Below are 23,109 nucleotides of genomic sequence, written 5' to 3'. Positions count from 1 at the left end.
GATGAACCGTTACTTTGATTATGCGGCGACGCACCCGATGACAAAATCCGCTCTCGACCATTACGTGGCGATGGCACGAAACGTATACGGTAACCCGTCTTCCCTCCACACACACGGCTATATGGCTGAGGATTACTTGACCGAGTCCCGACGGTTGTTGAAGCAGGCGCTCGGACTCGACATGCTCCGCGGCAAGCTCCTCTTCACCGGGAGCGGCTCCGAGAGCAACTATATCGCCCTCACGAGTCTCCGGAAGCGTATGAAAGGACGTGAAGTCATCACATCGTGGCAAGAGCACGACTCGGTCGCGCTCCTCCTCGACGAGTGGGAAGCCGAAGGCGTGACCGTCCACCGCCTGAAACTGAAGGACGGGTGGTTCGACCACGAGACGTTCACGCATCTGCTCGACCGGGATATCGGGCTCGTCACGTTCCAACACGTCAACTCGGACACCGGTTGGACACTGCCGCTCCACAAGATCCTGTGCCAATTGAAATATAAGAAAGTGCTGTTCCACGTCGACGGCGTCCAGGCGCTCGGCAAGATTCCGGTTTCCGTCGACGGCATCGACGCCTACTCGTTCAGCGCCCATAAAGTCGGGGGACCGAAAGGCGTCGGGGGACTCTATATGGAACGGCTGTTACCCCCACCTTATTATCCGGGACATCATCAGTACGGCATCCGACCCGGGACGGTCGACGTGCCCGGCATCTGCGCTTTTGTCAAAGCGTTCACTGACCGTCATGAACAACGGACACGTCATGAAAGAAATTTCTTAGCGTTTCGTGCTATCTTGAAAGAGAAGACATCGTCTTACGTAAAATGGCTCGAGTTCGACCAGCAGAGCCCTGCCATCTTCTCGTTCGTCTCGAACAAGCGGGACGGACAATGGTGGATGACCGAACTAGACGGACTCGGGTTCCAAGTTTCAGCGGGGTCAGCTTGTCGGGCCGGCCAAAACGGACCGAACCGGATGCTCGAGTCGCTCGGCTATGAAACGAGCGCCTGCCACGGACTCGTCCGCATTTCTTTCGGCGAAGATACGACCGTCGAGGCTACGACGGCACTCGCCGAAGCCATCGTCACTTTAGCAAGGAGAGTTGGATCTTATGAACAAACGCTTAGCCGGTGAAGAACGCCGGCGCACGTTACTGGAAATGATTGAACAGAGTTCCGAGCCGATCACCGGCTCCGAGCTCGCCCGCCGCGTCGCCGTCAGTCGACAAGTCGTCGTCCAAGACTTGTCGCTTTTGAAGGCGAAGGGTCATCAAATCGTCGCGACCGCCCGCGGGTACGTCTATTTAGCGGGTGAGGCGTCACCGTCCTCCTACACCCGTAAAATCGTCTGTCGTCACGAGGCCGAGGCCATGGAGACCGAAATGAACGCCATCGTCGACGAAGGTGTCACCATTCGCGACGTCATCATCGATCATCCGGTCTACGGGTCATTGACGGGCCAACTGATGGTGAAGAGCCGCCGCGACGTCCGTGCTTTCCTCGAACGGGTCGAGGCGAACCAGGCCGCCCCGCTGTCGCATTTGACGGGTGGGTTGCATATCCATACGCTCGAGGCCGATAGTGAAGACGCCATCGATGCCGCCGTCTCGGAACTCGAGCGGCTCGGTGTCCTCGTCTCCGAGCTCGACTAAGATGTCACAAATACGTGACATCTTTTCTTTTGCTTTCGCCTCATGTTCGTTATACTGATGGATGGAATGCATCCTGTACAAAATTTGGAAAGGGGGAAACGGTCATGTGGCACTTTCTCGAGCAACTGTTGCTCGGGTGCGGCGTCTTCAGCGTCCCGCTCGGCATCTTCATCCAACTCATCCCGAACGAGCTCGTGCTCGCTTACGGGGGCTACTTGACCGGTTCCCTCGACGTCTCGTTCCTGTTCGTCTTCCTGCTTGCCTGGTCGGCGTTCGTCATCAGTCAAATCGTCCTGTATGGGATCGGCCGCTACGGGGGACGCCCTGTCGCGCTCCGTCTCTATCGGTCGTTCCGCATCAGCGAGGCGAAACAACGCCGCGCCGAGATTTGGTTCGAGACGTACGGTGCCTGGATTGTCTGTCTGAGCGTCATTTGGCGTCAGCTGTTCGCAGTCAGCGCCGGCGTCATGCGGTTATCGTTCCGTAAGTTTTTGACGGTGACCGTCGTCATCTTCGCCGTCTGGTCGTTCCTCTTCGTCAAACTCGGGATGATGCTCGGCAGTAATTGGCGTCAAATCGGCGAGGTCACCCACGGGTTCTTGCCGTATGTTGGGATCGGGATCGGGCTGTTCTTCCTCGTCCGCTACGTCCGCACGAATCCGCGTCTATTTAAAAAGTCAGCTTGAGCAGATGCGCTCGAGCTGACTTTTTTTGAATAGAGGGAAAAACGGATACGGTACCGAATAGAGAGTAGTGAGGAAAGCGTTTTTTTCTCGGAATAGAGATACCACCTTCAAAGGAGGAATTACCATGTTCCATCGTCGAAAAACGTACACCATCCGTCCTGAACGCTTAGATGAATTCACCGAGTTTTTCCATACATACCTGTATCCGATTCAGGTATCGCACGGCGCCCGTCTCGTCGGTCGTTGGGTGACCGACGACAAGAGCGAGGTCATGGCCCTATGGGAATACCGTGACCGCGAGCACTACGAACAAGTCGAACGCGATTATCGCTCGAGCGGCTTACGTCGCGAAGCGATGAAGAAGCGGGCCCGTCTCGGAAAAGATTTATACATCAAGTCGAGTGAGGAGTTCATGATGCCGACCGGTCACTACACGCCGCCGCGCACGATCGTCTCCGTGACGGCTTACGTCACGAACGAGGCCGGCGAAGTGTTGCTCGTCCAGAACACGCACCGGAGCGACACGTACGAGATGCCAGGTGGTCAAGTCGAAGAGCATGAGTCGATTGTCGAGGCCGTGCACCGCGAAGTGAAAGAAGAGACCGGGGTCGACATCGAAGTCGAGGGCATCACCGGCATCTACCAAAACGTCTCCTCGCGCGTCCTCTGCGTCACATTCCGCGCCCGCTATGTCTCCGGCGACTTGCAACCACAAGCAGGCGAGACACAAGAAGTCGGCTTCTTCAAAGTCGATGCGTCGAACGTCGGTGACTATATCAAACGGGATCACTTCCAGATGCGTCTCGTCGATGCGATCGACCCGACGTATATGCCGCACGCCATCTACAAAGTCCGGCCATACGAGTTGCTCGAACGTGTCGAGCGCCATCATACCGTTTAAACAAAAGGAGGGACCGCCACATGGCGATCCCTCCTTTTATTCGTTTACGCTTGTTCGGCCGGTTCGGATTGACCCGTCTCGACGAGCAATTTGCGAATCCGACGCTTTTCGACGTGGAGAACGGTGAACGTCATGTCATCATACGTGACACGCGCACCTTTCTCTGGAATGTCACCTAACAGTTCGACGATCCAACCACCCATCGTGTTGGCATCTACTTCAGGTTCTTTAATTCCCATCTCATCAGCAAACTCATCGACATCCATGTCGGCCATACACTCGTAGACGCCGTCACGAAGTCGTCTTAAATAGACGATCGATTCGTCGTGCTCGTCCCAAATGTCTCCGACGAGCTCCTCGAGCATATCTTCGAGTGTGATCAGGCCGGCCGTCCCGCCGAATTCGTCGAGGACGACAGCCATGTGCGATTGTTTTTGCTGGAGCACAGGAAGCAGCTCAATCAATTTTGTCTGCGGCGATACATACGTGAGCGGACGAATGAGTGAACGCACGTCCGTCACTTCATCACGCATCATCGAACGAAGGAAATCACGTTCTGACAACACCCCGATGACGTTGTCAATCGAGTCTTTATACACCGGTAGACGCGAATGTCCACCGCTAAAGATCGTGTCTTTGATCTCTTCGAGCGTATCGTCGATGTCGACGGCGAGGATATCGATCCGCGGCGTCAACACGTCGTCGACGGTGATGTCGTTGAAGGCAAAGGCGCTATGCACGAGTTCCGCTTCGGTCTCGCCGAGCACCCCTTCTTCTTCTCCCATATCGACGAGCACTTTCAACTCTTCTTCCGTCACTGACGGCTCTTTATCGTTCATCCCGATCATACGGAGCACCAACTTCTTCAACCCGGTAAAGATCATCGTCACCGGTTTCAAGACTTTGACGAGGAAGATGAGAATACCACTGATGAGAAGTGAGTACTTCTCCGCAAACTCTTTCGCAAGCGACTTCGGTAAAATCTCACCGAAAATCAAGATGACGATGGTCGTCGCGAACGTCGAGATGACGAGCCCGGTACCGCCCGAGTAGATGCTCGTGGCGATCGCCGTCGACACTGTCGCGGCACCGATGTTGACGATGTTGTTCCCGACGAGGATCGTCGAGAGCGTGTCGTCGAACCGGTCGACGAGGTGGAGGACGCGCTTGGCGCCCTTGTCCCCGTCCTCACTCATGCGAATCATTCGAACACGGTTCACACTCGAGAGCGCGGTCTCGGCAGAAGAGAAGAAAGCTGACAACATAACTAAAACTGCATAAAGAATTAAACTAGACGAGGGCACAGGGTCCACGTTTACTTCACACTCCATTTCATTAATAAAAGATTATTCGACAAATTCGAATTCAAAGTCTAAGATGGCGACGACGCTACCGTCTTCGGCACCCAACTTGCGAAGGTCGTCATCGACGCCCATTTGACGCATTTGACGCGCGAAGCGTTTAATCGATTCGTCGTGATCGAAGTTCGTCATCTTGAAGAGCTTCTCGATACGAGGCCCCGTGATCACGAAGCGTTCGTATTCATCGACATGAATCTGATACCCTTTCTCTTCCTTCTCGTAACGATAAACGACACGTGGTGTGGCCGTTTTCTCTTCGAGCTCTTCGAGTGGGAACTCAGGTGTCGAGTCCACGAGATTAGCTACTTCGATGAGTAGGTTGCGGAGTCCTTCTTTGGCGAGTGCCGAAATCGGGAAGACTTTGACGTCATCTCCGATTTTTTGTTGGAACTCTTCCAATAATTCCGGCGCATCCGGCATGTCCATCTTGTTGGCGACAACAATTTGCGGACGCTCGAGGAGGCGTAAGTTGTACGACTCGAGCTCGCGGTTGATCGTCGTGTAGTCTTCGAACGGGTCGCGTCCTTCCATGCCGCTCATATCGATCATGTGGACGATGACTTTCGTCCGCTCGATGTGACGCAAGAATTGGTGACCGAGACCGACGCCTTGGCTCGCCCCTTCGATGAGTCCAGGAAGATCGGCCATGACAAAGTCACGGTCGTCCGCTGTCTTGACGACACCGAGGTTCGGTGTGATCGTCGTGAAGTGGTACGCGCCGATTTTTGGGCGTGCCGACGAAACGACTGACAAGAGCGTCGATTTCCCGACTGACGGGAATCCGACGAGACCGACGTCAGCAAGCAATTTCAACTCAAGACGCAATTCGCGTTCTTGACCTGGCTCGCCGTTCTCGGCGATCTCTGGTGCCGGGTTGGCTGGTGTCGCGAAACGACAGTTCCCGCGACCACCGCGGCCGCCTTTAGCGATTGTTGCCCGTTGGCCGTGCTCGGTAAGGTCGGCGATGACCGTATCGGTCGATGCATCGAACACGATTGTGCCTGGTGGGACTTTGACGACGAGCGGCTTCGCTTTTCGTCCGTGCATGCCTTTCGACATCCCTTTTTCACCATCGTGGGCGATAAATTTTTTCGAGAAGCGGAAATCTACGAGCGTGCGTAATCCTTCTTCTACTTCGAATACGACGTCACCACCGTGACCGCCGTCTCCTCCTGCTGGTCCACCGTCTGGAACATACTTCTCGCGGCGGAACGCAACCATCCCTTTACCGCCGTCTCCAGCTTTTACAAAAATATTAACCTGATCGACAAACATTTAATTCCCCTCCTTTATAACGAACGTAGAACATTCTACTGTCTGCTCGTACACTTCGTCTGACGTGAACACGCCATCCGGCACATGACCGAAGACGCGGACCATCAGTCCGTCCGTGAACGTCACATGAATCGGTCCATCCGTTCCTGACAGAAGACGGACAAGCTTGTCCGCCACGCGCGCGTCGTCAAGTGACACGCGGTCAGCCGACACCTTGTAGGTCAACCGTCCTTCCCAATTCGCTTGCATGAGGACGAGACTCGTCGTCGGCAAATCCAAGCGAATAAGCGCACTCTCCTCGTCGGCGTGCTGACGATATCGCTCGTACAGCTCCTCGAGTCTATCAGGCTCGAGCGCCGCATACAAGGAGATCATCTGAAGCCGATTCATCCATTCGTGACGGACGGTCGATAATAGTTTCAGTGCTGCCTGTGAGTTCATGCAATCCTCTCCTAGGTAAAACTAGTAAAAAAGACTCTAACCAAATAAGTGGCTAGAGTCTTCTGCGTGGTTCTACTTACGCAACTGGGTAAACGCTCACTTGTTTCTTGTCGCGACCAAGACGCTCGAAGCGTACTACGCCGTCAACTTTTGCAAACAATGTGTCGTCGCCACCACGGCCGACGTTTTCACCTGGGTGAATTTTCGTACCGCGTTGACGGTAGAGAATCGATCCAGCTGAAACAGTCTGTCCGTCAGCGCGTTTAGCGCCGAGGCGTTTCGAAATCGAGTCACGACCGTTTTTAGTCGATCCTACTCCCTTTTTCGATGCGAAGAACTGAAGGTTCAATTGTAACATGAGGTCCACCTCCTATTGTTCAATTTGGATATAATCACCGTAACTATGGGCGACCGTGTCTAGTTGCACGAGCATCCCTTCTAATAACAATTGGGTGCGAGTCATATCCTCCGGTGATACGTCAGGATACGTCTCGACATAAAAGTAGCCACCCTCTGTTTTGTCTGCCATTTCTACAAGAAGCGACTGACCGGCGAGTACCTCGACAGCGTTGTATGCCCCAAAGATGATGGCAGAAACGCCGGCACATACCAAGTCAGAACCGGGTTCAGCAAAGTTGGCGTGACCTGTCACTTCGACGGAACGAATCGACTTCGTCTCGTCTCGTCTGACCATTACTCGAATCATAGCTTACGCTTCGATTTTCTCGATGCGAACTTTCGTGTAAGGCTGACGGTGACCTTGCTTACGACGGTAGTTTTTCTTAGCTTTCATTTTGAAGACAGTGATCTTCTTAGCGCGGCCGTGTTTTACCACAGTACCGACAACTTTAGCGCCCTCTACGAGTGGAGCTCCGACTTTAACATCGTCACCACCAACGAAAAGAACTTCACCGAATTCTACAGTACCCTCGACATCAGCATCGAGTTTTTCGATGTAGATCTCTTGACCTGCTTCAACTTTGATTTGCTTACCACCAGTTTTGATGATTGCGTACATATACGTGCACCTCCTTATTAAACTCAGACTCGCCATCCAGGGCAGGGCGAAACCGTTTCAACCCGTTCTGTGCGGTTGTAGCCATTTGGGTGCTTCCAAACGAACTAACGTTATAGATAATACCACTCTCGTTCAATCGTTGTCAATGACGAGATACGAAATTCTGACATTCCTCGAGCGTCCCGTAGAACGCCACGTCCGCTTCCCCTTCGACGAGGAGGACCGCACAGTCAAACCCGTCCCATGACGTGTCGTGCCACTTGTTCGGAAGGCTTACGACGACCGCTTCGACTTCCGGCACGAGCTCCATCAAGGCGCGCTCGATCCGAGAGAAGACGGCGAGCTTCGACGGCTTCCCGTCGTGCGTCATCCGGTCTTGCATCGAACGTCCAGTGCGCTCCCGCGATAGCTCGAACAAGCCCATGCGCGTGAAGCCATATACTTCGACGCGGCGTGGATCGCGGGCCCCGAGCTCTTTCATCTTCTTCAAGAGCCGGGCCTGTCCATCTTTTGAACCGCGTAAGAAGTCGATGACGACCATACCGCCGATGTTGCGCAACCGAAGTTGCTCCATGACCGCATAGAGTGCGGCCTCGTTAATCGTGTCGGCCGCCCGTCCCTTGTCCTTGACGGCGACATTCTTGCCGCTGTTGACGTCGATGACGGTCATCGTTTCGACTTGTTCGACCAAGACGTACGAGCCGCCTTCGAGCCAGACGACGCGCTGTCCGAGCTTCTCGATCGCCCCGTCGAGCCGGGCCGCTTCTTTCATCCGACCTTTACCGACATGGCGTTCGACGTCGACCTCGAGCCGCGTCAATCGCTCTTGTGCTTCCTTGTCGTTCAATATGACCGAATCGACCGCATGACGGCGCACGAACTGTTCGCATAACAGCTCATCCTGTCCGCAACGTGCCGTGATGACGTCGCTCGCACGCGCCCGTAGCAAGGTGAGTTCTTCTTGAAGCGTGTCCGGGCTCGCTTGCCCCGACTCTGTGCGGAACAAGACGCCTTCCGCTTCTTCGAGCTCAAACACCTTCGACAAGCGGTCCTGGGCGACGAGGTCGAGCTTGCGGCTATACAGGTTGCGCCGGCCGTATGGGAAGTAGACGATGTAACGTCCGCCGAAGCGGATGTTTTCCGTCACTTTATGGTGTTTGCCGTTGATACCTTCTTTCGTCACTTGGACGAGGCGTTTGTCACCGACGACGGCCGCTTGGCCGATGCCCGGCACGTTCGGATATGCCTCGAGCGCTTTGAGCGTCTCGGCAATCGGCAGGAAGAACGTCGTCTCGCCGGTCGTCAAAAACGCGGCGCCGAGCGACGGGTGAATCCGTTCGATCGCGGCCTCGAGAATCGTCCCGACTGAAAGTTGGTCGATGAAACGTTCCTCGACCTCAAGGAGGCGTTCCCCATCGACGAGCATGGCCCGCTCAATGGATGGGGTCCGTTCATAAATCAATCGCACACAGATCTCTCCTTTCGACACAAAAAGGCAACTTGCGTTGCCTTAGGCTTTTTTCATTCCAAATTTCATCATGAGCCGTGCCCAGAAGCCGACCGGTTTTTGTTCGGTCTGGATGGACATGAGCGGCACCGACTCACCGAGAATGCGGCGTGTGATGTTGCGGTACGCTTGTCCGGCGTGATTGTCCGGATTCATCGTGACCGGCACCCCGCGGTTCGCGGCGGCGATGACTTCTTCATCGTCTACGACGACGCCGAGCAGGTCGATCGACAAGATGCGCATGATGTCATCGATGTCGAGCATGTCGCCTGATTCGACGAGGTGGTTCTTGACACGGTTCACGATCAGTTTCGGTGCAGCGACGTGTTCCGCTTGCTCGAGCATCCCGATGATGCGGTCCGCGTCTTGGACAGCCGCCTTCTCAGGCGTCGTCACGACGACAGCCTCGTCGGCACCGGCAATCGCATTCATGAAACCTTGCTCGATACCGGCCGGGCAGTCGATCAAGACGAAGTCGTATTCCGTCTTCAACTGGTCGATGATTTCTTTCACTTGCTCCGGTTGGACCGACGTCTTATCTTTCGACTGGGCCGCAGGCAAGAGATACATCTCTTCGAACCGCTTATCACGGACGAGCGCCTGATGCAGCTTGCACTGGCCGTTGATGACGTCAACGAGGTTATAGATGCTCCGGTTGTCGAGTCCTAAGATGATATCCAAGTTCCGCAGACCGATATCCGTATCGACGAGACAGACCGAGTGGCCAGACAATGCGAGACCCGTCCCGAGGTTCGCGGTCGTAGTCGTCTTCCCGACGCCACCTTTCCCCGACGTCACGACGATGGCCCGACCTTTCTTCACTTCTTTCGCTGTATGTACAGGCTCTACTACTTGCTCCATCAAACTCACCCTCTCTGTAATTCCATTGCATATGCGTCTTTAAGCCCTGTCATGATTTGACGGAGACGCGTCATTTCAATGCCCTGATTCGTCTGATACGCGCATCCCATCTCGATCTCCGGAAGCTCTTCGTCGTCGTCTGACGTGAGCACGTGTTCACCAATTGCTAAAAACTTCGGATGGAGCAGACTGGCGGTGATGACCGCTTCTTCCCATCCTTCGACACCAGCACGCACATTTCCTCGTATCGTCCCTAAACAATATATACTGCCCGTCGCCCGAACTTCGGACCCCGGGTTGATGTCCCCGATAATGAGTACCGAACCATCGAAGTCGAGCACTTGTCCGCTTCGAATCGTCCCGCTATGGTAGTGGAACGTCTTTTTGCCGTAAGTCGCTTTCGCCTCTTCGGTCAACATGACCTCGCTCGAGAGCTCCTCGATATAAAAAACGCCATGACGAGCGACGACTTCACGAATTTGACGTGACAGCTCCTCGTCGATGTAACGAGTACCCGCGTGCAATTTGAGTGCAATCTGCCCAGAGGGGGGCTCCATCTCTTGTAACGTGGCCTCAAGCTCTCCGAGCACCTCATCGATGCCACTCCGTGGATTGAAGTGGATTGCAATCCCGTTGCGATGTCCTTTTATCGTAATATGTCGTTTACGCTCCATCATGGCTACCCTCTTTTCGCTACAGGCCGCGGCGCCACATACTTCGTCATCGGCACATATAATAGTGCGATGGCGACAGCGTTGGCGGCGAGCGTCCCTGGAATCTGTTCAACTAATAGTGTTTGAATGGTCATGGTTGTCCCACCGACCGCCGTCATGACACTGAAAATCCCGAAGGAAAACACGAGAATCATGAATGTGAACGTGATGACGACCGAGAAGAAATTCTCACCTATATATTTTAACACGAAGCTGACTATGAGAGGAATGAGTGAAAAAGTAAATAAGTAAATTCCGAGCAAGTCGGTGTAGACGATGTCATACAACAGCCCGAAGACGAGACCGAATCCGAGCGCCGACTCCCAACGGCCATACAAACTGACGTACATCAAGCCGATCAACGTCAAATACAAGAACGGCGTCACATAGTGCCATGAGAAGATGGCGGCCCATGTCCCTTCAATAAGAAAGAGGAGGAACAGGGCGATGAACACTTTCATGTTACTCACCCGCTGCTCCTCCTTCCTCGGGACCCGTCAAAAACGGTTCTTCGAGCGTTCGATCGATGACAAACATTTGCGAAAACTCGTTGAAGTCCGCTTCAGGTTTGATGCGAGCGACTTGAGACACGCCGTATTCGTCGGTTTCAATCGACTCGACCGTACCGATGACGAGGCCTGCCGGATAACGTCCGCCGAGACCTGACGTCGACACAATCTCGCCTTCTTTCAACTTGACGCTGTTCGACACCTTCGTGAAGAAGAGCTCGTTCGTCTCGCTGTCGAAGCCGTCGATCGTCCCATACGTTGCCTTGCCGTCAGCGTCTTTGACGACAGCCGAGACGTTGTTCGTCCGGTTGTTGTCAGACAGGAGCTGCACTTGCGACGTATAGGCACTCGTCTGAATGACGCGACCGACCATTCCGCCGGCGGCCGTGACGGCCATGCCTTTCTCGACGCCGCGCTCTTCCCCGACGTTCACCGTCACGTAGCGTTGCCAGTCGTTCGGCGTACGCCCGATCACTTCAGCGGGAATCAAGTCAAAGTCACGGAGCGACGTGTCGGACGCCTCGACCATTTGCCGTAATTCTTCGTTCTCACGGCGCAGGTCATCGGCCTCGACCGACACTTCCGCGTATTTCGTCAAATGTTGTTTCAACTGACGGTTCTCTTCATAAATATCTCGTACGTTCGAAATCGAGGACACGGTACTGTCCATCCAGCCGATCGGCACCGTGAACACCCGTTGGAACGTTCCGACCACATCACGCGTGACGTCTTGGTACCAGGCGGATTCCGACCGTCCTCGAATCGAAACCCCTAAAATCACAACGAATAAGATGATACCGATCAGCGTGATGATGAGCTTTTTATTGCGTACGAACCGGCTCATCGTGTGTCACCACTCATCGACGCGACGAGATGCCTGATTTTGAACGGAGGACGTCCATCATTTCAAGAGATTTGCCTGTCCCGATGGCGACGCAATCGAGCGGCTCATCCGCGACGAGTGTCGGGATGTGTGTCTCGTCCGAGATGACGTCATCCAAGTTTTTAAGGAGTGCTCCACCGCCTGTGAGGACGATGCCGCGGTCCATGACGTCAGCCGCAAGTTCCGGCGGCGTCTGCTCGAGCGTTTGTTTCACGCCTGCGAGAATCGCTTCGACCGTATCCGAAAGTGCTTCGCACACTTCAGCTGCCGAGACTTCAATTTGTTTTGGAAGACCCGTCACGAGGTCGCGACCGCGAATCTCCATTTTCTCATTCTCGTTCGAAGCATCGATGCGAGCCGAACCGACTTCCATCTTGAGCGTCTCTGACGTCCGCTCCCCGATCATGAGGTTGTATTTGTTTTTGATGTAACGAATAATGGCGTCATCCATTTCGTCACCGCCGACACGAATCGATTGGCTCGTCACGATGCCGCCGAGTGAAATCACTGCGACTTCGGTCGTACCGCCACCGATATCGACGACCATCGAGCCTGTCGGTTCCCAAACCGGGAGACCGGCGCCGATTGCTGCCGCGAACGGTTCTTCGATCGTGTACGCTTCACGCGCGCCCGCTTGCTTGGCCGCGTCTTCGACGGCACGTTTTTCGACTGACGTGATGCCGCTTGGCACACAAATCATGACGTTCGTCTTCGAAGAGAACAAACCGCTCTTTGATTTCTGTGCTTGCTCCATGAAGTATTTGATCATCGTCGCTGTCGTTTCGAAATCAGCGATTACCCCATCTTTCATCGGACGGCGTGCCGTGACGTTGCCCGGCGTACGTCCAATCATATCTTTGGCCTGGTTACCCACGGCCTCAATTCTACCTGTATCTGTGCGGAACGCCACAACGGACGGTTCACGAACAACGATGCCTTGACCTTTTACATAAACGAGCGTATTTGCCGTTCCAAGGTCGATTCCGATTTCTCGGTTAAAACTACGAAACATACGTGCTGCTCCTCTCTTGGTTACACTATTTTTTATTATAACGGAAAAATCATGTTTGAAAACGTTCATTCGATTACAGGTTATTTACAATAACGTTCATCTCAGTCCTGTCTCACCGTATATTAGTGTGCCTTCTTTTCGACAAAAAGGCAAATCAAAAAAGCAAGCATGTGAAAGCGCCTGCCTAGATTTTTATGGGTTCTCGTCAAATCTGCTTTAACGTCTCGAATACGGCGGTTTGAAGCATCGGTCGGTTTACATCGTACAATTTCATGAAGAAACTCTTTAGAAACGTTTTCGTGTTATGAACGACGTGCCAATACTGTTCGGGCTCAAGTTGTTGTTTTTGGACGCTCAATCGGGCAGGTAAGCCTTCTAACAGAACGATGATCTCATGTTCGTCCATCCCACGACCGAGCAAGGCGAAGATGGGATTCAGCAAGCGCTCATCCTCGTCGTGCAAGTAAACGGTCGGAAACATTACCTTGTCCCACAACGCCTCGAGGATCTCACTGAACTCCGTCTCATCGAGGTACGGATGCAAGGCAAGCTCGTCGAAGGTATCGGCCACATGGGCAATCGCATGGGCCCAGCCTTTGCCGGGCACATACCCTCTCGTATCGAGTTCACAATCGAGATACGCCAGGAGCTTCGCTTTCAACATCTCAAGATCCGATTCCGATAAAAATCCTTGTTGACGGTCTTGATGCACGATCAAGGCGATCAATAACGTCGAGAACGCCCGCGTGAAGACGTTATCTGATGCCGCTTCTCCGATGCCGTAGAACAAGTGGTATTTGAGCGTCGTCTGGAACATCTCCGTCAACTGCTCGTTCGTCAGCTGCTCGTCTTCGATGATGAACCGGTAAAAGAGCGTATAAATCAACTGATCTCGAAGTTCAGGGTCCGTCGAGCCGATATGATGGAGCATCGATTGGATGACCCGCTCCTCGTCCAATTCGTGCAATCGTACTTTCCCATCCTTGATGTCTGTCAACACCCGCTTCAAACCTTGTTCTTGATAGATGGTCTCTTCACTCATGTCTAATCACATTCCTTCATGGTAGGTCGTATAAAAATGTATACTCTCGGTGTTCGACGACTAGTCAAACGATTCCTGTAATGGACTGACAACAACCAAAAAATGTATATGACGTAGGCTGATTATCTTCTATATTTGTCCTGCTGTTCATCGTTGGAATCGTTTTATGTTTCTTATATGAATAGCAAGTGGATGAATTTCAAGAACGTAAAGAGTACGTGCAGCAAGTCGTCCTAGAACGAGAATATAAGATCTCCGACCCGCTCTATCTAGATAGGGTGACGGGTATTAAACATACATATATGAGCAATCAGCTCTTCAACGTAAATACGTTTGTGATGTACATGTTGATGACCGCAGCGATTGCGATCATGTATGTCATATGGACTCGGCGTAGGTCGTCCGTTTCGAGTACGTCATCGAATACATGAGAACAAGCCAGAACCACCGACCGTGAGCTACCCCATGAACGTTGGACACGAATATCCAACGTTTGTGGGGTGTTGTTGTATCCGAATGTAGAAGAGCGTTCAAAATCTACATGGCAGAAGGCAACTTGACAGGATACGTCGGAGACAAAGCGTTCGAGAGAACGATGTTTTAAACAAAAAAGCAGACGCGGATGCGCCTGCTTTTTTCTACTACTAATTTAGAGCCCAGGTTGGAGCGGGAGCAAAAGCATCGCCCCGTAGAAAAATACAGTGAAAATCAACACCGGTCGAAAGAACCGTGATGGTTTTTGGCGAGTCGCCCCTGCCATAAAGCTCGCTGTCGTCACGACGAACAAGTAAATCCCGACATACATAAAGATGAGTTGCGGGATGACCTGCCACACTTGAGCATCGTTCGATGAGTTGAACCAGGCGACGAATACGAGGGCGTACAGGATGAACGCGACAATACCGACACCGACACCGACGAGCGGTGAGACGCGGTCAAACCAATGGTCCTCACGTTGGAACCGCTGAAACAGAGCCACACTGATGAAGACAAACAACGCGAATACGAGAAGCGACAACATGCGTGGCTCGAGCGGGACGAAACTCGCGACAATCGCGACAACAAGCATCAATAACCAAATTATTTTTTCCATATAAAGCACCTCAAGGATGAGTATATCAGACCTTTACTCTAGCTGGTAAATTCCCCTAGTCGTTACCATGAAAGTGGAGATGTACTACTTGCGTGAGTTCCAGGCCGATAGCGAACTCAAATCGGCCATCGATACTTACATATCGTTCTACAACCATGATCGTTTCCAGAAACGACTAGGCGGCTTGAGCCCTGTCTACTTGACGGGGAGCAGTTCAGTTTGATGAGTTTCTTTTTAAATTTAATTTTTGGCGTGATTAGGTTTTCTCCCTGTGCCATAAACAATCATCGTCAGAGAAATAATCAAACAAATCAATCCTCCAAGACCCGTTGTGACTACTGAAAGTTGATCATCAAAGAACATTTTGCTAATTGTTAAGAAGATTAAAAACAACCATCCTAGAACGTTAATCGTTATTTTTTTGGACAATGGAAGTCCCCCTTTATACTTGAACGAGAGTTATTGTTAGTATCTCACTAATGTAATGTACGCAGCAGGATAATTAGATGTCGTATTCGGCTTTACTGTCAATTTAACTCCAGTAATTGATTTTTTAAGAATCAGAATGGCCGAATCTTTCCACCATGCAGTTTGGCGATTAGCTAGGTCGCCAGCTGTCCAGAGAGTAACTGTAGTCGCCACTGTTACAAAGTTCGGTATTTTTTTTATAACTTTGATAGCAGCAAGAACATTGGGACTATTAGCAATCACATAATCAGCCCCTGGATTAGAAAGTAATCTTGGCCAGTCTCTTGAATTATCAAATTTATTAATAATTTTAATGATATCATTTCTAGTCATATATCTTACATAACCTTTAGTAGTACCGCCATCTGGTGGTTGAACCACAGCCATTGGTGAGATACTAGACTTCGATAAAGAGGCAGCTAATTTTGTAGGATCAGTTAAGTCTTCTTCTGGTCCGACACTTTTTTGAATTTCTGAGTTTCTGAATACTGGATCTTCGAGCTTAGATTGGTACTCTAACACATGCGCCTTTGGAACTTCAGACATAATTACTTTTGTGTCGTCTGAATATAGTACAACTTGAACTGTTTCCTCTAAAGTTCCTTCTAAATTATTTTCTGCAGATGCTTTTTGGAACGGAATTAAGGTTCCTATTATCAGCATCACAGCGCAAAAAAATCCGATTAATTTCTTCATTCCTTTTCCCCCTACATCTCTATTTCGTTACCAAATAAAAGGTGAATTACTTTTACACAATAATTTTAATTACCATTTATTTCAACCTTCTGATTCTTTTTATCGGGCTTGAGATACTTATAAAATAATTATCTCACCCTAACGGACTAATTAGCTTATGCTATTGAATAACTAAATGAGCGCAAACAAAAACCACCCGTTACAAGGTGGTTTTTTGCTTGCACTTACAGTTTGAGAATTAAACTTTTCATTCTTGTATGTCTCAAGTAACTCTTCAAGCTCATAACTTCTATCATAAATGTCTGTCGTCACGCCATCAGATACACTTCCACTACACTCAAAAGTTGTCCATCTTTGAATTCAACCACGCAGAGACTATAAATGGCACATAGCATCTTTGCTAGACCTTTAGCATAATACATGTTTTATGGCCCCATGCAATGAACTGACGAGGTCTATGAAAGTACCCTGAAGGGATCATGAGCAAGAAAAAAATTATGAGTCTCTAGAAAAAGCAAGAAATGAATTAAAGCCATTCTATAAACAAAAAGCAGACATATCTATGCCTGCTCTCCATTCTTTACCCATTCATATACCCACGCTGCTTCATGCTGACGTAATGATCTTCCCCGATGATGACGTGGTCGAGACACGCGATACCGATGATATGGCCCGCCTCGACGAGCCGCTCCGACACCTCGATATCTTCCCGGCTCGGAGTCGCGTCGCCGCTCGGGTGGTTATGGACCGCGATAAAGCACGCTGCCGACAATTTTAGTGCTTCGCGGAACACGTCGCGCGGGTGAACAATTGATGAGTTGAGCCCGCCGACAAACAGCGTCTTTCGCGCGATGAGCTGATTTTTCGTGTTGAGATATAGACAGATGAAATGCTCCTGGTTCAACAGCCGGAGTTCGTCACGGAGCAGTTCATAGGCGTCCTGTGGCGAACGGATCGTCGGCGTCTCTACTTTCGGTTCCTCGACATAGCGGAGACCGATTGCGAACGCTGCGAGCAACTGCTCGGCTTTCTTTTTCGTCATGCCCTCGATTTGACAGAGGTCGCTCACGGACGCCTGCGACAGCGCCCGAAGCGAAGGATACACATCAGACAGCCGTCGGGCCGTTTCGTGCGGGTCGCCACCCCTGCCCCCGATTTGGAGTAGCCGGGCGATCGCGGATTCAACACTTCGGTCGAGCACCATGGTCATTCCTTCACCAACTTTCGCTTCATTCACAGAAAGCGCGGCGCTACCCCGTGTCGCTCGAGCGTCTCGACGAGCGGACGAATCGGCAGACCGACGACGTTATAAAAGTCCCCTTCGAGCCGTTCAACGAACAGACCACCCGACCCTTGGATGCCATAGGCGCCAGCTTTATCGTACGGCTCCGGCGAATCGAGATAGCCATCTAGCCACGCGTCCGGGATCTCGATGAACGTGACGTGCGTCGCCGTGACGAACAAGTCTTGCCGCTCGGGCCCGATGATGCTGACGCCGGTGAGCACTTCGTGCGTCGCCCCTGACAAACGCTTCAGCATGTCTCGTGCGTCCTCCCGGTCTTTCGGCTTCTCTAAAATCGCACCGTCTAAGACGACGACCGTATCTGAGCCGATGACGATGGCGTCACGGTTGTTTCGAGCGACGTCCATCGCTTTCTCGCGGGCGAGGCGTCCGACATATTCGTCCGGATGTTCCCGTCCGTTCGTTCCTTCGATGACGTTTGACGGAATGACTTCATGCAAAATACCGGCCTGGGTCAACAGCTCGGTCCGACGCGGCGACATCGAGGCGAGGATGACACGTTTCTGTGTTGGTTTCATTGTAACGACTCCTTCCATATGTGCGTAACGGCCTTCTTTCCCGTATCACACTTCACTGTCGATTGTAGGCAAACCGGCACACGAACACAATGCGCGACGCCTCAAAAAAACGCCCCTTCTTTTGAAGGGACGTTCGAATCATGGCGTTGTATAGTCGTACACCGGGATGTCTTTCGGGGTGAACGTCTGCGCCGGCACGTAGCGGTCCTCAACGAGTTGATCGAGGTCCGGGCGATAGAACGCATCAAGTTCGACCGTGAAGTCGAGCGGTTCAGCCGTCTCGGTCGTGTTCGGGCCCGTCTCGGTCGGTCCGGTGAACTGGACCGTGCGCAAAATATGGATCCGGTTCATCGACTCGACCGACTCAAGGAACAAGACGAGCGACTCGTACGTGTCCGCTTGAAGCGACACCGTCGAGCGGACCGACGAGGCGTTGACCGGCGTGATTGCGACCGGTTCTGCCGGTTCTGCCGTCGCGCTCGCGTCGTTCGGTTCTGGCTCATCGACGTCTTCCGGCACTTCCGATTCGGCGATGATACCGTCAGCGAAAGCGATGCTTGTCACGCGGACGTCCGACAATTGGCTCGCTTGCGACAGCGTCTCGACGACCGTATCGAGTGCTGCTTCAGTCGGGACGCGCGTCTGGAGCCGCTGCGAGTCGGCGACGTCGACGACTTCCCCTTCTTGACGCAACAGTTCGAGTTTCGTCTGCTCGAGCGACAGTTCCCGCTCCAGCGCCTTGACGTTGCCTTGATGGATGAAGTACTGGTAGCCGAAATAAGACGGCACGGCGATGGCCGCGAACAAACAGATTGTAAAGATCAAATAAATCGTCGAGCGTTTCATTCGCTCACCACCTCCTCATCGGTCGTCTCTTCGGTCTCGCCTTCAGGTGTCTCCCCTTCCGGCGTCTCCGGTTCGACATCGGTGAATGTGAAGGTGAACTCGCCGATGTAGCGCGGGAGCGGTTCGTTCGTCGAATCAAGTACGTCCGGACTGAGCGGCTCGTCGGTATCGGTATCGGTCTCTTCCTGCTCCGTCTCCGCTTTCGTCTCGGTCGTCACGCCGAGCAGTTTGACGTTCTCAAAGCGCACGTCGTTCAAGAGCGACCGTTGGAACGCGTTCAATTCAGCGAGCGTCTCGAACTGGGTACGGACGCTCATGAGCGATCCGTCGGCGTAGTTATACGTCAACACATAACCCGTCGGCGGCAATTGTTCGGTCAACGCCCGGAGTGCCGGCACGGCCCACCGTTCCTCAGCCGTGAGCGCGGTCACCGTCTGGTCGAGCGACAACACTTGCTGACCTTTCGAGTTCACTTGCTCGGTCTGGTAAATCCGGACGAGCTGCAACTGCTCTTCGATTTGGGCCTCGTTCCGTTTCAACTCGTTCACTTCATAGAACAAATAGCCGGTCGCCCCACCACCGATTAACAAGGCGAGCAGACTCGCGATGATCGGCCAGCGTAACGTCACATCGGTCGAATTGATGAAGTTGGCGTCATGCTCCTTATCGAGCGTCGCCATGCCGAGGAGCGGCAGCATCTGATGCGACAACGGCGTCGCATGTGACAGTGGAAGCGGGTCGACGATCCGTTTGACCGGCACCAGCGCCTCACTTTCGATTGCCTGGACGAGGTCATCAAGGTTCGGGACCGTCCCCGACACAAGCAATTCGTCAATCGGGCGGCCATCCGTCCGGAGCGAGTAGCGATAGAAATCGAGGAAACGGGCGAGTTCGTTCAGCCACTCGTCCGTCTGATTGGCGAACGTCTCCTCGGAGCCGCTATATGTATACGTGACAAGGTCGTCCGTCGTCTCAGCACGATACGGGAGGTCGGTCTCGATGGCACGGATGAAGCGGACTTGGCCTTCTTCAAGGACGAGCAACTGGTGCGCGAACGGCGTCACGTGCCATAGAAGCGTCGACTTGAGCGGGTCGATCGTCTCAATCCGGGAAACCCCGTTCGTGATTGCGACTGGACGCGGAACGATTTTCCTTAATTGGAACCCGCGTTTTTTCATGTAGGCGCGAATCGCGTTCGTCAACTCGACCGAGACGGCGTGAAGCATGACTTCGGTCTTCATCTCGGTTTCGCCGAGCACTTCATAGTCGAAAGCGACATCGTCGAACGGCAAGATGATCGAGCTGCCGATCTCCATGAACAGATAACCCCGAATCTCATCTTTCGGGATCGTCGACGGGATCTCGACTTTACGGGACAACACCTCGGTCTCGGCCATATCGACGGCACAGACCATCCCTTTTCGGACTTTCAGTTTGCGGCACAACTCATCGAAAGCGAGACCAAATGCGTTCTCGTCTTCAATTCGTCCGCCTATGTATGCCCCTTTCGCCAATTGGACGGAAGCGCTGCGCTTGAACACGCCTTGTTTGATCACGGCCCCGTGGATGCTGAGTGCATCGAACGAAAAGTAAGCGACCGTTCCTTTCTCTATAGACCGGCTCATGCTGGTTTCCCCCTACATCAAATCAAAATACCATTCAAAAAAGCGTTCGCTGTACCAAAACGTCAGCATCGTGCCGAGTGCGATCGACGGCACGAACGGGATTGGTTGTTTGCGATCCATTCGTTTCAAACCGATCAACGTCAGTCCAACGATCGCGCCAATCAAGCTCGATAAAAATAAGGCGACGAGGACGTCGCGCGGCCCGAGAACGAGCCCGATTACTGTAAATAGTTTGACATCGCCGGCCCCAAGTCCCCCTTTGGAGACGAAAAAAACGGTGGCGAGAACAGAAAAGCCGAGTGCCGCTCCAGCGATCGGAGTCCACCATGCCGCACCCGCACTATAGGCGAGCAATAGGAGGACCGGTGCCGTGAACAATAAGATGACGTTCGGCACGAGCATCGTCGACAAATCCGACATCGCCAAGGCGAGGAGCGTCGATAAGAAGACGAACGCAAGGAGCGTCGTGAGGCTGAAGCCGTATAGCCAGAAGCTATAGGCGTAACCGACCGCCCCGAGCAATTCAAACAGCGGGTACGTCGGCGCGATCCGCCCGCCACAGCCGCGGCATTTCCCGCGCAGGAACACGTAACCGAAGACCGGAATCAGTTCCCAAGCGGATAAGACATGTCCGCATGACGGACAGTGGGAGCGCGGCGTGACGATGGATTGTTTGTGTGGCACGCGGAGCCCGACGACGTTCGTGAATGACGTGATGACGGCCCCGAGGACGAGGCTATAAATGAGTCCAATAAGTTCAACCAATCAAGGTCACTTCCTTACTTGTAAGTATATGCCATAAACAGAAAACCGGCTAGGCTGAGCGAGTGCCCAGCGCCAGCCGGAGGATTAATGTAAATGTTTATTTAGTTAATGTATCTTTATTAAGGTCTTTTTCAGGAGTTAGGTTAAAAGCAAATTCCGTTGGTACGGCGCCTTCTAATGTTACAGCATATGCAAATTTACCTGAATCCTCGGTTATAGTTACAGTTGCAGTTTTGTATTGACCATCGCCAAAAGGATCTTTTAAGTTCGAAATATAATCCATTCCGGTACCAGATGTTGTTGTAGGTGTTGCACCTGTAGAAGTAGATAAGAAAGTTAAAGTTCCAGCTTGTGGATTCGACGCCGTATGTAATTTCGCCGCACTCACCATCTGCTTCGCATCGGCAACCATCGCATCTTTCTTCGAGTTCTCAATAATCCCACCAATCGCGACAACGGCGATGGCTGCGATAATCCCTAAAATTACGACGACGACGAGCAACTCGACGAGTGTGAGTCCGCGCTCATCTTTCAATTGTTTGGCATCTTGCCAAATCATTTTCATTTTCTCTAACATGACTGATTCTCCCCTTTTGTGTGTTTTGCTGCGTTGTGTGCTGCATGCATTACCTTTGACCTAAGTATAAGTAGAACAATTTTACTATACCTTCAATAAATAGGATTGAACAGATAGAAATCTGCAAATAAATAAAAAATTTCTACTGATTTTGGATATCTCCATAAATTTGGAACATCGGCACGACAATCGCGATGACGATGACGCCGACGATGCTTGCCAAGACGACAATCAACAACGGTTCGATAATCGATTTCAGACGGTCTGTCGTCGTCTCAACCTCGGTCTCATAAAACTCCGCGACTTCATTCAACATCGAGTCCAAATCTCCGCTCTCCTCGCCGACCGCAATCATCTGTGTCATGAGCGGCGGGAAGCTGTCGTTTCGTTCGAGCGGTTCATGGAGCGGGATCCCTTGCGCCATCATCTTGCGCGCCTGTCCAAGCCCTTTGCGGATGACCCGGTTCGAGACGATTTTCTCGGTAATCTCGATCGCCGACAAAATCGGAACGGCCGCTTGAAGCAAGACGGCCAAACTTCGCGTCAACAATGCGATTTGTGACTTCAGGACAATCGGTCCAAAGATTGGTAGCTTTAACAACAACCCGTCAATCACGTACCGTTCCTTGTCCCGTTTGAGCATCCAGGTGAAGATGAGCAGCGCGAGGAATGCCCCACCGAAGATGAGCCACCAATAGGCGGCGACGAAGTCCGACACGGCGACGACGATGCGCGTGATGAGCGGGAGTTCCCCACCGAGCTGTCCGAAAATACTCGCGAACGTCGGGACGACGTTCACCATGAGGAACGCGACGACGCCAATAGCGACGATCGACACGACGAGCGGGTACGTCAACGCCGAGATGACTTTCCGTTTGACGTCATATTGTTTTTGGAGTTGGAGCCCAATCTGATCGAGCGCCTCCTCCAAATTTCCGCTCGCCTCGCCTGCGAGTGCCATCGAGCTGAAAAAGTTTGAGAACACGCGCGGATGTTTCTTGATTGCCTCCGAGAAGGCAATCCCTTCGCGTAAATCGTCCTCGACTTGGCTGAGCGTTCTCTTCAACACTTTTGATTCCGTTTGGACACGCAAGATGGATGTCGCCCGGACAATTGGCACGCCGGCCCGGATGAGCGTCGCGAACTGGCGCACGTACATAATCAAATGTTCAATCTTGACCCGCTCAGGGAGCAAGTTGACTTCTTTATTCAAGCCTGTCGATTCGAGTTCAGTGAGTTCGGTGACGAGAATTGATTCTTGACGTAATTTCTCTTTCGCCTCGCGGAGCGAGACGGCGGTGATTCGTCCTTTTTTACGCTTTCCGTTCAGCAATTTGCCTTCGTATTGAAAGATGGCCAT

General features: G+C 52.4%; 26 protein-coding genes, 1 pseudogene and 1 other annotated feature. Of the genes and pseudogenes, 5 read left to right on the top strand and 22 right to left on the bottom strand.

All coding sequences use genetic code 11. The features are described from left to right. Position 1: 1 nt before the first annotated feature. From EVJ33_RS00695 to EVJ33_RS00680, 4 genes are all read left to right on the top strand, one after another. Positions 2 to 1,132 (top strand): cysteine desulfurase family protein, encoded by a 1,131-nt coding sequence (locus EVJ33_RS00695; RefSeq protein ID WP_236634494.1) that lies wholly within the window; start codon positions 2 to 4, stop codon positions 1,130 to 1,132. Beyond that, complete coding sequence (locus EVJ33_RS00690; RefSeq protein WP_131433551.1) at positions 1,110 to 1,649, top strand: transcription repressor NadR; 540 nt, start codon at positions 1,110 to 1,112, stop codon at positions 1,647 to 1,649. Before EVJ33_RS00695 ends, EVJ33_RS00690 begins: the two co-directional genes overlap by 23 nt. Before the next feature lie 104 nt (positions 1,650 to 1,753). Next, the gene (locus tag EVJ33_RS00685) at positions 1,754 to 2,335 is read left to right on the top strand and encodes a DedA family protein (RefSeq protein WP_131433549.1); all 582 of its coding nucleotides are present in this window, start codon (positions 1,754 to 1,756) and stop codon (positions 2,333 to 2,335) included. A 124-nt stretch (positions 2,336 to 2,459) separates the two neighbouring features. Next, positions 2,460 to 3,236, top strand: coding sequence for an NUDIX domain-containing protein (locus EVJ33_RS00680; RefSeq protein ID WP_131433547.1), 777 nt, complete (start codon positions 2,460 to 2,462; stop codon positions 3,234 to 3,236). A gap of 44 nt (positions 3,237 to 3,280) precedes the next feature. Here EVJ33_RS00680 and EVJ33_RS00675 read toward each other — a convergent pair whose 3' ends face one another. The 14 genes from EVJ33_RS00675 to EVJ33_RS00610 form a co-directional block, all read right to left on the bottom strand. Then, on the bottom strand, positions 3,281 to 4,567 hold the full coding sequence (locus EVJ33_RS00675) for a hemolysin family protein (protein WP_369122209.1): 1,287 nt from the start codon (positions 4,565 to 4,567) through the stop codon (positions 3,281 to 3,283). Between the two features lie 15 nt (positions 4,568 to 4,582). Continuing rightward, entirely contained in the window at positions 4,583 to 5,872 is a 1,290-nt protein-coding gene (gene obgE, locus EVJ33_RS00670) for a GTPase ObgE (protein WP_131433543.1), read from the bottom strand. Continuing rightward, positions 5,873 to 6,313, bottom strand: a complete 441-nt coding sequence (locus tag EVJ33_RS00665) for a Spo0B domain-containing protein (protein ID WP_131433541.1) — start codon at positions 6,311 to 6,313, stop codon at positions 5,873 to 5,875. It abuts the gene before it with no gap. 76 nt (positions 6,314 to 6,389) lie between these two features. Beyond that, on the bottom strand, positions 6,390 to 6,671 hold the full coding sequence (gene rpmA / locus EVJ33_RS00660; protein ID WP_016508537.1) for a 50S ribosomal protein L27: 282 nt from the start codon (positions 6,669 to 6,671) through the stop codon (positions 6,390 to 6,392). 12 nt (positions 6,672 to 6,683) lie between these two features. After that, entirely contained in the window at positions 6,684 to 7,019 is a 336-nt protein-coding gene (locus EVJ33_RS00655) for a ribosomal-processing cysteine protease Prp (RefSeq protein ID WP_131433538.1), read from the bottom strand. 3 nt (positions 7,020 to 7,022) lie between these two features. Beyond that, complete coding sequence (rplU, locus tag EVJ33_RS00650) at positions 7,023 to 7,331, bottom strand: 50S ribosomal protein L21 (RefSeq protein ID WP_015881153.1); 309 nt, start codon at positions 7,329 to 7,331, stop codon at positions 7,023 to 7,025. Positions 7,332 to 7,346: 15 nt separating this feature from the next. Beyond that, positions 7,347 to 7,418, bottom strand: a sequence feature (ribosomal protein L21 leader region). Positions 7,419 to 7,473: 55 nt separating this feature from the next. Next, on the bottom strand, positions 7,474 to 8,799 hold the full coding sequence (locus tag EVJ33_RS00645) for a ribonuclease E/G (RefSeq protein ID WP_131433536.1): 1,326 nt from the start codon (positions 8,797 to 8,799) through the stop codon (positions 7,474 to 7,476). A gap of 42 nt (positions 8,800 to 8,841) precedes the next feature. Next, entirely contained in the window at positions 8,842 to 9,699 is an 858-nt protein-coding gene (gene minD / locus EVJ33_RS00640) for a septum site-determining protein MinD (RefSeq protein ID WP_131433534.1), read from the bottom strand. A gap of 5 nt (positions 9,700 to 9,704) precedes the next feature. Beyond that, the gene (locus EVJ33_RS00635; RefSeq protein WP_236634492.1) at positions 9,705 to 10,373 is read right to left on the bottom strand and encodes a septum site-determining protein MinC; all 669 of its coding nucleotides are present in this window, start codon (positions 10,371 to 10,373) and stop codon (positions 9,705 to 9,707) included. Positions 10,374 to 10,378: 5 nt separating this feature from the next. After that, positions 10,379 to 10,873, bottom strand: a complete 495-nt coding sequence (gene mreD / locus EVJ33_RS00630; protein ID WP_131434278.1) for a rod shape-determining protein MreD — start codon at positions 10,871 to 10,873, stop codon at positions 10,379 to 10,381. Position 10,874: 1 nt separating this feature from the next. After that, positions 10,875 to 11,765: a rod shape-determining protein MreC gene (mreC, locus tag EVJ33_RS00625; protein WP_131433530.1), complete on the bottom strand. Its 891-nt coding sequence runs from the start codon at positions 11,763 to 11,765 to the stop codon at positions 10,875 to 10,877. A gap of 13 nt (positions 11,766 to 11,778) precedes the next feature. Beyond that, positions 11,779 to 12,816: a rod shape-determining protein gene (locus EVJ33_RS00620; RefSeq protein ID WP_021066877.1), complete on the bottom strand. Its 1,038-nt coding sequence runs from the start codon at positions 12,814 to 12,816 to the stop codon at positions 11,779 to 11,781. A gap of 205 nt (positions 12,817 to 13,021) precedes the next feature. Then, positions 13,022 to 13,858: a DUF2785 domain-containing protein gene (locus tag EVJ33_RS00615; RefSeq protein WP_131433528.1), complete on the bottom strand. Its 837-nt coding sequence runs from the start codon at positions 13,856 to 13,858 to the stop codon at positions 13,022 to 13,024. Between the two features lie 649 nt (positions 13,859 to 14,507). Beyond that, entirely contained in the window at positions 14,508 to 14,951 is a 444-nt protein-coding gene (locus EVJ33_RS00610) for a hypothetical protein (protein ID WP_236634491.1), read from the bottom strand. 64 nt (positions 14,952 to 15,015) lie between these two features. Between EVJ33_RS00610 and EVJ33_RS00605 the strand changes: the two are divergent. Beyond that, a pseudogene (locus tag EVJ33_RS00605) lies at positions 15,016 to 15,174 on the top strand (IS3 family transposase); the annotation flags it as partial. A 242-nt stretch (positions 15,175 to 15,416) separates the two neighbouring features. Here the strand turns inward: EVJ33_RS00605 and EVJ33_RS00600 are convergent. From EVJ33_RS00600 to EVJ33_RS00565, 8 genes are all read right to left on the bottom strand, one after another. After that, positions 15,417 to 16,115 (bottom strand): hypothetical protein, encoded by a 699-nt coding sequence (locus EVJ33_RS00600; protein ID WP_131433526.1) that lies wholly within the window; start codon positions 16,113 to 16,115, stop codon positions 15,417 to 15,419. 580 nt (positions 16,116 to 16,695) lie between these two features. Further along, positions 16,696 to 17,319, bottom strand: a complete 624-nt coding sequence (gene radC / locus EVJ33_RS00595; protein ID WP_236634490.1) for a RadC family protein — start codon at positions 17,317 to 17,319, stop codon at positions 16,696 to 16,698. Positions 17,320 to 17,348: 29 nt separating this feature from the next. Next, entirely contained in the window at positions 17,349 to 17,936 is a 588-nt protein-coding gene (locus EVJ33_RS00590) for a Maf family protein (RefSeq protein ID WP_236634489.1), read from the bottom strand. 138 nt (positions 17,937 to 18,074) lie between these two features. After that, the gene (locus EVJ33_RS00585; RefSeq protein ID WP_131433521.1) at positions 18,075 to 18,782 is read right to left on the bottom strand and encodes a hypothetical protein; all 708 of its coding nucleotides are present in this window, start codon (positions 18,780 to 18,782) and stop codon (positions 18,075 to 18,077) included. Then, entirely contained in the window at positions 18,779 to 20,407 is a 1,629-nt protein-coding gene (pilM, locus tag EVJ33_RS00580) for a pilus assembly protein PilM (protein WP_131433519.1), read from the bottom strand. Before pilM ends, EVJ33_RS00585 begins: the two co-directional genes overlap by 4 nt. A gap of 12 nt (positions 20,408 to 20,419) precedes the next feature. Next, the gene (locus EVJ33_RS00575) at positions 20,420 to 21,172 is read right to left on the bottom strand and encodes a prepilin peptidase (RefSeq protein ID WP_131433517.1); all 753 of its coding nucleotides are present in this window, start codon (positions 21,170 to 21,172) and stop codon (positions 20,420 to 20,422) included. Positions 21,173 to 21,269: 97 nt separating this feature from the next. Further along, positions 21,270 to 21,749, bottom strand: a complete 480-nt coding sequence (locus EVJ33_RS00570; RefSeq protein WP_131433515.1) for a prepilin-type N-terminal cleavage/methylation domain-containing protein — start codon at positions 21,747 to 21,749, stop codon at positions 21,270 to 21,272. A 142-nt stretch (positions 21,750 to 21,891) separates the two neighbouring features. Beyond that, a complete protein-coding gene (locus EVJ33_RS00565; RefSeq protein ID WP_131433513.1) occupies positions 21,892 to 23,109 on the bottom strand; it encodes a type II secretion system F family protein in 1,218 nt (405 codons plus the stop codon).

Source organism: Exiguobacterium sp. SL-10, assembly GCF_004337025.1.
In the GTDB taxonomy this organism is placed as follows: Bacteria; Bacillota; Bacilli; order Exiguobacteriales; family Exiguobacteriaceae; genus Exiguobacterium.
This window is presented reverse-complemented; position numbering and strand designations above follow the sequence as displayed.